The organism is Candidatus Protochlamydia sp. R18 (assembly GCF_000648255.1).
Taxonomy (GTDB): domain Bacteria; phylum Chlamydiota; class Chlamydiia; order Chlamydiales; family Parachlamydiaceae; genus Protochlamydia; species Protochlamydia amoebophila.
This window is the reverse complement of the sequence record NZ_BASL01000778.1, coordinates 1-10,186: the sequence shown is the minus strand read 5'-3', so window position 1 is coordinate 10,186 and position 10,186 is coordinate 1. Positions and strand designations below refer to the sequence as shown.

Below are 10,186 nucleotides of genomic sequence, written 5' to 3'. Positions count from 1 at the left end.
CCACTTGCATAGCAAGCACTTGGCGACTTTTTTTATGCAAGATGAGCCATAACCACTGATCATTTTTCTTATTTCCTACAAAACTCCATAGCTCATCTACTTCAAGTTTAGCCACTTTCAATTCATCTTTCTCACAACATGTGACTTGTGCATTTAAATCCTCAGGCAAATCATTGATAATGAAATTAATAAAATCTAGCAGCCATGGCATACTTACATCAAAAATTCTACAAATTCCATTAAGAGATACCCTTTCTAAAAGAGCTTTTCTGACAAGTTCCTTTATTTGTTCGTTAATGATTTTAGCTTCATTGTTTTCGCTCCACTGTTTGCCACACTCTAAACAGCGAAAATTTTGCTTTTCATGTCTTGTATAACCATTCTCCTTTACCAAATCTGAGCCACAGTGCGTACATCTCATTGCTCTTCTCCGCTTGAATTAGAATAATTAATCTATCAAATTAGATCAGTTTATTGAAATAGCCTTACCTATTTAGCACTACCTATTTTTGTTTAATCATTTCACCATTAGTCTGCAAAAAATTCTCACTAACTATTGCTAAAAAAATATTTTTTTTAGCCTTGATTCGATGAACTTAGGCAACTTTGATATATTATCTTTGATATTAAAGATTAATGTTTTGCATTTAATCCATATCAATTTTTACTGATTCTTTAACAGCTCTATTAATCAATAAAATTAAAATTTCCTACAAATTTAATTGGGTCTTTATTGCATTAACATTGCAATAATATTCACTCATATTTTATATTAAAAAATTAAATACATTATTTATACAATTTGGATGGTGAATTTGACTATTCATAATCTAAGGTTTACTCCTAAAATTACTTTCTCCAATCCAGCTACCTACTACTATGAATCGAATAACTGTTTAAAGTTCTCTGAACGTGTTAGTTTATTTTGCATAACAATCTTCCAGAGTTTCCTAAACCTATTTTTTGGTTATCTCAAAAAAGATCAGCTTCAAACTCCATGGAGAGAAATCTTTTGGAGCAGAAAAGAAATTACCATTCCCAAATTTATTACAAGTCGCCCTCCATCATCTGATATATCTTTAACAAGAATTCGCTCTCAGGAAACTATTAATAATTTTGAGTACGAAAACGAAGTTTTATTAGAACCTTCAAATACCCTAGAAGAAATTGAGACATTCGCAATTCAAACTTCTAATCCTTTACCTTTATCTCACGAATTTAAAGTAAGATTCCAGAATAATACTTTTCTAAATATTACAAGTTCTCAAAAATCTTTGTTAATGGAAAAATCGCCCTATTTTAGAGTTCTTTGGTCGGGAAACTTTAAAGAAACTCTTCAAAATCCTCTCGTTTTGACGCAAAAAGAAGAGTTTACCAGTTTACTCTCCTGTCTAACGAATGCTAATTTTAAAGTCCCTATGGAAAACATTACTTCTTTCATTCAGCTAGCAGATTATTATCTACTGACAGATGTTGTGAAAAATTTAGAAGAACAGCTGATTGATGCCTATAAATCAGGGGAACTTGACCTATTTAATTTCAACGAAGAAAACCTAGCAAAATTAAGAGAATCCTTAAATTTCGCGCATCAATATCGCTTAAGTGCTTTAAAAAATTATTTACAGCCCATAGTTGCAAGTTTATTATTAAACCAGACGCCTCATTTAGCAGAATTTAAAAAAATTTTAAATTACTTCTCAAATGAGATAGAAAAACTCAATTTTTCAGAAAACGCCCACTTGACCGATGCCCATCTCTTAGCGTTAAAAAATTGTAAAAATTTAAAAGCACTTCATCTTCAGGCCTGCCACAATCTGACTGACGATGGATTAGCAAGTTTGACATCCTTAACAAATTTGCAATATTTGGATTTAAGCTGTTGCAATAAGCTCACCAATAAAGGATTAGCGCATTTTAAATCTTTAATAGCTTTACAGTATTTGAACCTCAGTGGATGCGCTTTTATTACTGACGCAGGATTAGCGCATTTAAAACCCTTGGTAGCTTTACAGTATTTGAACCTCAATGGATGCGCTTTTATTACTGACGCAGGATTAGCTCATTTGACACCCTTAGTAACTTTAAAACATTTAGATCTGAGCTGGTGCAATAGTCTCACCAATGCTGGATTAGAACGTTTAGCATCCTTAGTGACTTTACAACATTTAAATCTGAGCGGATGCATTTATCTTACTGAAGCTGGGCTAACACATTTGACGTCCTTAACTAATTTACAGCAACTAAATTTGAATCATTGCGAACATTTCGCTGATGTTAGATTTAAGTTAACGCATTTTAGAACTTTATTAGCTAATCCAAATTTAATTTTGATTTAAAAAACCATTCTTACATCGATCTGAATTAGCACATTTGACATCCTTAAAAGCTAAATTGTATCAAGGAGGTTAGTGCAGTGATTGCCAAATTCGAGATGGGGAAGCAACCACAGATGCTCTAATATACTTTGATAGATCGAACAGATAGGAATGATCAAATTAAGTTCATTTGATTTTAATTTTGTTTCCATAATTTCACTGACGATTTCTTCAAGTTCGATTAACTGTTGAGATTGATCATGCTGAATATCGTACAAAAATGTTGTAAAATCGAAAACAGGCATTACCTCCTCTTCTATTAAATTTTGGATCCCTTCTATCTCTAATTTTAGCAGGCGACACAAACATTCACGCTGGACACCTATGTCTTCTAATTGATTGATCTTTTCGAGGAGCAATTTGGCACTGACGAATATATCCTCTTCCGAATTGGATTTTGTTTTATACGCCTCAATTAAACCTTTTACATGATCTAATAGGGATAGTGTGGGCAAAAGGGGATAATGAAGATAAATAATCAAGCTATAAACGACTAAAGTAAAATTTTATTTTAGAATAGAGAAATTTAAGAACAATAACGCTTAATAATTTTATTACTGATAAGTATGTATAAAATCATATTGAGTATATATGTATAGTTGAAAATACAATTTTAGCTGAAATCTTTATAGACCATTTTTCTAACTATAAGTTAGTTAGGTTGACCTGCCCCCAAAAAATTTAATCCATATTAAAATGGGTAAAATTTTAATTAAGGAGCAAAAGAAATGCGTAAAAGTCAGTTTTCCGAAGAGCAAATTATTCCTATTTTAGGCGAAATGGAAACTGGGTGTAAATTTCTAGAGCTTTGTCGAAAGCACAATGTGATACCTAATACCTTTTATAAATGGAAAGCTAAATTTGGCGGTATGACAGTTTCGGAAGCCGAGTATCTAAGGGCTTTAGAAGAAGAAAATACAAAGCTGAAAGCGATGCTTGCAGAAGAGCTGCTAAACAAGCCAGCCCTTAAGGGGGTTGTCTCAAAAAATGGTAGGCTCATAAGCGCAAAGGAAAACGCTCGGTTATCTAAAAGGACATTTTGAGATAAGCGAAAGAAGAGGTTGTGAGCTCATCAAAGTGGCATGATCGATCATGCGTGATAAAAGTCATGCTCGAGAAAACAAAGTCTTAAAAGAGTATATTTTTTAGATTTCTTTAAAGCATAAAAGCTTTGGCTATAGAAGAATCGCTGCTCTTCTTAAAAAAGAGAAATGGTCGGTAAATCATATTTATGATTTACCGAAAAAAGTTTAACGTCTATACGTCGAAGAGTCATTAAGTTTAAAAAGAAAAGTTAAGAAAAAGTTTGCCAAATGTTTAGATCAAAATTTATTTTTAGACTTACAGGAGGCACAAGAAACCATCGAAGCTTGGAGGATTGAATACAATGAAGAGCGGCTACATAGCTCGCTTGGGTATTCGACTCCCATGGAATTCGCTAGCGAATATTTTTTTCAAGAAATGATAAAAATCAATAAAAGTATGAGTTTATGATCGGATTGCATACTTGGAGCAGGTTAATCTATTTTAACTAATTTATATGCAAAACTTGACGTCTGATTTTGGTCGCAATGTAATACTGCAGGTGATTATTACAAAATAATTTCGTTAAATACTTCCTCTATTATTTCAACTTCACTCACAACAAGTTTTAAAATGGATACAAGAGCAAACAGAAAAGGCTAATGACTTTAGCACTGCTTATGGTTAACAAATTCATCACCGATTTTCAACGAAAGTTATAGTTACCTATAAAATATAAAACAGATAATCCTGCAAATATAGCAGCACCAGTTTGAGCAATAAGTTTTAAACGATACATGGCAATAATCGTGATTGTATTTACAATCAAACTTGTAACTGCATAAGCACGATAAACAGAAATTCTCGCGCAAAAACCTGTTTTATAACTAAAAAAAGCATGACATATTGAAAGCGACACATCAGCAATTTTAGAAACAGCAAAAATGAGGGCACACATTTTTGGAGAAACGTTTGCAACTTTACCATAAATGTATCCAGCAGCTGCCCAAGCAGGAACGGTAATGTGTAGTATAGACGGATTCCCAGGACCCATAGTAGCTTCCTCTATTTAAATACTTTAAATAATAACAATCAAAATTTATTAAAGCAATTTTTTTTAATATTTCCGTATTCAATAGCTTTTGCATATTTTGCAATTGAACGAAAGCGAGGATTTTTAAAAGCAGCTCAGCTTTCAAAAGATTGAATTAGCTAAAATGCATGCGTGCACGTTAATTTTGGAAGACTACCGCACTATACATATCGAAGGCATTTATTTGAGCCTAGATCAATCAGAACAACTCATAACAAGAGAAAAAATGTTTGATGCCGATGCCGAAGTTGTCAAAAAATTGCTGAATTATAAAAACTTTTGTTTTCGTTTTATGCCTTTTCATCAGAAATGATCATAGAAGACTTGATTAGTCAAATCCATATGATGACTTGTCAAAGGTGTTAGAAAAAATAACTCGCCATCAGGTCAATATAGAGAGTCATTTAAGATTAGGTTGCTATAAAACAAAAACAAAGGGGGTTATTTATATCCCCCTACAATTGATGGGATGGAAAGAAAAATACAAGTTTCTTAAGCAAAAGGCTATAAGGTAAAAAGCTGTGAAGTTTTACTTGTTCTTATTTGTCTATTTTCTTTTCCTGTTTTGACTTTTGCAAAATTTTAAAAATATTTTTTGTATAAAAAAAACCTATCTTTAAAATCTTATTTCAAATATTTGAATGCAAGTAGCAGCTATTATGTATGTTTGCTAGAAAATCTCTTTTTATCATAACAACTCTTACGAAGCTAAGAAGGGTTTGGGAGACACAGAGAATGTCTGACATTTGTTACTCTTATTTTTAAACGATTAATTTTTAATTAAAATTAATTTGTAAAATCTCGAAAATATATTTTTTTGTTTTTTTTAAAAAGTAATTTATCAATCAATTAATTGGATGGAAATTTTGAATAGCGTTGATTACAATCTTAATCCCACTACTCTTATAACTTTTTCAGATAATTATGCTTACAAACAATCCACTAAAACTTTAAAATTTTCTAGCCGGATTAATTTATTATGCAAAACAATTTTTCAATCTTTGCTACATTTAATATTTGACTGTTTCGATAAAAATCAGCTTCGATCTCAGTGGAAAAGGATTGTATGGGGTCGAAACAATGTCATTTCTGAGAATGTTACCATACATCCGAGAACTGATGTATCTTTACCAAGTACGAATTTAATTCCCCCATCACCACCCAGTTCTTTAATGAAAACAGATGCTGATCTAACGAACTTGGATAGGGAATTAGCCCAGTTTTGCAAAATTTTTGAAATTTACAACACAAGTATTATCAACCTAGCAGAAAAGAATCTTCAAATATTGCCTAGTTCTTTTGGAAATTTAAATCAACTTAACCATCTAGATCTTACAAATAATCAACTTCAAATCCTACCTAATTCTTTTGGAAACTTAACGAATCTGCGGTCTCTTAATCTTTGTAATAATCAGTTCAAGGAGATTCCGGATTGCCTTTTCCGTTTACACTCCGCCTGTGACATTAATTTAAAAGAAAATCCTTTAAGCCAAGATATACTCGATCAATTAAATCAAAGAGTGAATCAAACAAATTATCAGGGACCTAAATTTCAGGTATCCAGTCCTACACCTAGTTTTTGCAATGACCTTATGGATCAGATTATTCCGAGATTCGAACTCATATTATTAGATGACGCACTAGCAAAATTTTGTAGAATTTTTGAAATTCGCGATACTAGTATGATCAGCCTAGCAGAAAAGAACATTCAATTATTGCCTAGTTCTTTTGGAAATCTAACAAATCTTTTCTTCCTAGATCTTATAAATAATCAACTTCAGTCACTGCCCGATTCTTTCGGAAACCTAACAAATCTTCAATTTCTTTATTTATACAATAACAAACTCGAATTGCTCCCTATTTCCTTTGGAAATTTAAACCAACTTAACAAACTCAATTTGGCAAACAACCAACTTCAAACATTACCTCATTCTTTTGGAAATCTAACAAACCTTACTAAACTTTACCTTAACAATAACAAACTCGAATTGCTCCCTACTTCCTTTGGAAAATTGACTCAACTTAAAAAACTTCAAATTGCTTATAATCAACTTCAATCGCTACCCGAGTTATTTACAAATCTGATCAATCTTCAAACGCTTGATCTGAATAATAACAATCTTCAAACGTTGCCTGACTCTTTTGGAAATTTAAATCGGCTCCACGTCCTAAACCTTACAAATAATCAACTTCAAGTACTACCCAATTCTCTTGGAAATTTAACCCAACTTAAAAACCTTCAAATTGCCTATAATCAGCTTCAATCGTTACCTGGGTCGCTTACAAATCTGATCGATCTTCAAACGCTTAATCTGAATAATAACAATCTTCAATCATTGCCTGATTCTTTTGGAAATTTAAATCAAATTAACTACCTAAATCTTGCAAATAATCAATTTCAGTCAATCCCAGAGTCTTTCGAAAACCTAACAAAACTTCAATGTCTTTATTTGTATAATAATCAAATTCAAATATTGCCTGAAACATTTCCAAACTTAATCAATCTTACCGAACTTCATCTTAACTACAACCGACTTCAAACATTACCTGAAACATTTATGAACTTAACAAATCTTCGCAATCTTAACCTTACTGGAAATAATTTTGAAACTATTCCTGAATGCCTTTTCCACCTATCATCCGAATGCGAAATTTATTTAGAAGCCAATCCTTTAAGTCGAGAAATACTTGACCAATTAAATCGAAGGACAAGCCAATCAAACTATCAAGGGCCAAGATTTCATGTATCAGTCTATACCCATAGCTTTCATAATAATCAGGCTAATCAAATTTTTCTAAACTTTGAATCAGTCTTAAAAGAATGGTGTAATAAAAACTGCCAAATCAAATTACTGTCTAATTTACCTCAAACAGCCAAAAACAATCTTTTAAATTGGTTTTCAAGGGTAAAAAGCACTCCTTTTTATACCTCCAATCCACAAGCCGCTAAAGAAAAAATTTCTTCTTTTCTCGATTGGATAGCAAACGAAAATAATTTAGATTATTTGCAAGTGGCTTATCAAATTTTGGCCGATGCGACAAGTACATGTGGAGATCGTATGGCAACAAGTGTGAATGAGCTGATGCTTCATATGCGATTATGCCAGAGTCAAAATTTAAGCCTTGAGGAATTAAAAACATTGATTATTGGTTCAGCCAGATTAAATAAACTATTTAAGATTGCGCAAAAAACATCTGCTTCTCAAAGAATGACCGATCCTATCGAGGTTCACCTGTGCTATCAAATTCATTTAAAAGACGCTTTAGAATTACCGATTGAAACAAATTCTATGCTTTATGAAAGGATGGCGTGCTTATCTGAGCAAAATATTCAAATAGCTAAAGAACGTATTTTAAGGAAAACGTCAACACTTGAACAACAAACAAACATTTTAATGGCTAGTTCAATTTGGATGAACGCAGTTAAATCACAACTCAGTACATCTCATATTGAAAAATTACGGGCCTTTTATAGCCTAAATTTAAACTCCAATAATTCGCAATTTATCACTATCGACTCTCTTTTAAGTAAAATTGAGTTTGAATCGCATCAATCCATTTATGAGCAACTTGCTGAACTTTGTGAGCAAGTCAAGGCAAATAAAATGAATGAGATTGATATTGAAGATAGGGAAGCAGTCTCTGCTTATTTTTCACAATTTCACATCAATGAAAAAACAATTTGGAATCCAGCATATATTGCAACCTTAGCTTTCCTCAGCTAATATTTTTTGTGAATATAAATAAAATTTATGGAGCCTTTAAATGAGTTATTTTATGTAAAAGTATTCACTTAATTTTTTTCTTGTATTGGTGTTACATACATACTAATGGAATTCTTACTTTAATAGAAATAACGCTCAATTATACGAATTTGAAATTAAATATTTTAAAACTTACGAACTCATCGTTGGTATTTGAGGTGTGAATAAAACACCTACAGCTGACCAGGCTTGAAAAATTATACGTGACATTCCAAATTCACTAGCTTTCCTTATAGTTCTGTGAGCAAATGATGCAAAAGTTTCATCGCGTTTTAGTGTCGTGTCCTGAGCAGCTTTAAACCAAATTTGAGCAATGATTCCCCATGTTCTACCACCTTCTAATTGGTTTGCTAGATAAAAAGCATAACTTGGAATACAGCTATTATTATGTACATAGCCATAATCATTTTCTTTTACATATATAGGAAAATTATGTTCATTAAGGTTTACTTTGTAATTTCGGGGTATTTTAGATGGGATAGATAAATCGCGAAGGCTTCCCATCCACCATGTTTTAGGACTTTGTAAATTTTTTTCATCGATCAACCAGTGTTTAAAAGCGATTCCAAATACATCTGCTAACGATTCATTCAATGCACCTGATTGTCCCTGATAATTAAGTTTATTGTAAATGACGGCGTGAAAGTATTCATGAGCGACAACTTCTTCTGTTACTGCAAAATTATCGTTAAAATTAAACCGACATATCTCATTGATATTTAAAGTAGGGCAACTCCACAAAGCATTCTTTTCTTGCCAATTGATGTAAAGATCAGTAATAGTACCTTGACCCTCAATTCCTCTTAATCCAAAAACATTCTCAAAAAATTCGTAAACTTTTTTTACGGTGCTATAAAGTTTTGCAGCGACAGGATCTATGGAAGTTGCACATTGATTATTTTTACAAACTTCTCGCCCATAATACATGGTGTAAATTTTAATATTCGGCTCAGGATAATCCCATTCTATCCCGTAATGAGATTTTATTTGGACCATGCTATCAGGATTTGAATAAGGTCGTGGTGGTGAATTAGAAGAATAATTTTGCCTAAAAGGAAATTCTGAAAAGTTCATATGTATTACTCCGTCATTTTATAATTATTTTTATAAAATGGAACTATATTTTAATGAATTATTTTTATTAAATTTGCATATATGTTAATTTTAAAAAATTTTATTTATTATTTAATTTAAAACATTTTCACATATCAACAAAAATAAACTTTATCACTAGTTGAGATATTAATCCACAATTCAAAGAAAAGGCATTCAGCCCCTCTTTATTCTTATTCCTCTTGTTCAAAAAATTAAGTTTATGAAATATACTTTTAAATTTATAAAAAATAATTATAAATGCTTAGAAAGCGATATTTGAATATAAAAAAAGTGCTAACAGAAAAGAATCAAAACATCTGTTTAAAAGCAATGATCTAAAAATGTTTCCCACCCTGTTTATTCTAAAGTTTTAGATCCTGTACACCAAGTTTCAAATCTAGGAAATTTTGCCAAGGTCTGCCAAAATTAATCAATATCAGGTCTTATTAATTATATTAAAGTGAGACAAGTTTGATTATTTGTTTAGCCATAAAAAGGTAGTGCTAAATAGGTAAGGCTCTCAATTGTCTATTGTAATCGCAAATAAAGTATTTTATTAACTAAATGGGATTGGTTAGTTTTTAGAAAATGAAAGTATTTTCCTTACAAGCCTTGCATATCTTTGTCTTAAGAGTACAATTAAATCTTTCTACGTCGCTTGTCTGACCAGATTGCTTGCTAACTCGTTGATGTTGACTCCAAAGAATGGTTTTATCATAGACATTAAATCTATCCGTGAAATAGAGAGCTTTTTAATGATTTGGTTAGTTTTGCAAATTTAAGCAGGCCAAAAACGGCTATTTATTTCTTTTACCTAGATGTTTTCATAGAGAATT

At 31.6% G+C, this 10,186-nt stretch carries 6 protein-coding genes and 3 pseudogenes; 4 read left to right on the top strand and 5 right to left on the bottom strand.

The features are described 5' to 3' along the window. On the bottom strand, positions 1-421 hold a 421-nt coding region (locus TY19_RS10680; protein ID WP_042282450.1), incomplete at its 3' end, for an IS1 family transposase. 394 nt (positions 422-815) lie between these two features. On the opposite strand from TY19_RS10680, the gene TY19_RS11955 reads away from it, so the two are divergent. Continuing rightward, positions 816-2,336 carry a BTB/POZ domain-containing protein gene (locus tag TY19_RS11955; protein ID WP_052354918.1) on the top strand — a complete coding sequence of 507 codons (1,521 nt, stop codon included), beginning with the start codon at positions 816-818 and terminating at the stop codon, positions 2,334-2,336. Between the two features lie 62 nt (positions 2,337-2,398). On the opposite strand, the pseudogene TY19_RS10670 reads toward TY19_RS11955, so the two are convergent. Then, a pseudogene (locus tag TY19_RS10670) lies at positions 2,399-2,857 on the bottom strand (hypothetical protein); the annotation flags it as partial. 246 nt (positions 2,858-3,103) lie between these two features. Here TY19_RS10670 and TY19_RS10665 point away from each other — a divergent pair. Together TY19_RS10665 and TY19_RS27385 are read left to right on the top strand one after the other, a co-directional pair. Next, a complete protein-coding gene (locus TY19_RS10665) occupies positions 3,104-3,418 on the top strand; it encodes a transposase (RefSeq protein WP_042282446.1) in 315 nt (104 codons plus the stop codon). A gap of 277 nt (positions 3,419-3,695) precedes the next feature. After that, positions 3,696-3,869: pseudogene (locus tag TY19_RS27385) on the top strand (integrase core domain-containing protein); the annotation flags it as partial. 235 nt (positions 3,870-4,104) lie between these two features. Here TY19_RS27385 and TY19_RS10660 read toward each other — a convergent pair. Further along, positions 4,105-4,452, bottom strand: coding sequence for a hypothetical protein (locus TY19_RS10660; RefSeq protein ID WP_042282443.1), 348 nt, complete (start codon positions 4,450-4,452; stop codon positions 4,105-4,107). Positions 4,453-5,357: 905 nt separating this feature from the next. Between TY19_RS10660 and TY19_RS11950 the strand changes: the two genes are divergently transcribed. Continuing rightward, positions 5,358-8,216: a leucine-rich repeat domain-containing protein gene (locus TY19_RS11950; RefSeq protein WP_158383180.1), complete on the top strand. Its 2,859-nt coding sequence runs from the start codon at positions 5,358-5,360 to the stop codon at positions 8,214-8,216. Positions 8,217-8,387: 171 nt separating this feature from the next. On the opposite strand, the gene TY19_RS10645 is transcribed toward TY19_RS11950, so the two are convergent. Both TY19_RS10645 and TY19_RS13090 read right to left on the bottom strand, forming a co-directional pair. Further along, positions 8,388-9,329: a M4 family metallopeptidase gene (locus TY19_RS10645; protein ID WP_042282439.1), complete on the bottom strand. Its 942-nt coding sequence runs from the start codon at positions 9,327-9,329 to the stop codon at positions 8,388-8,390. Between the two features lie 581 nt (positions 9,330-9,910). Further along, positions 9,911-10,102, bottom strand: a pseudogene (locus TY19_RS13090) (IS1 family transposase); the annotation flags it as partial. Positions 10,103-10,186 lie beyond the last annotated feature (84 nt).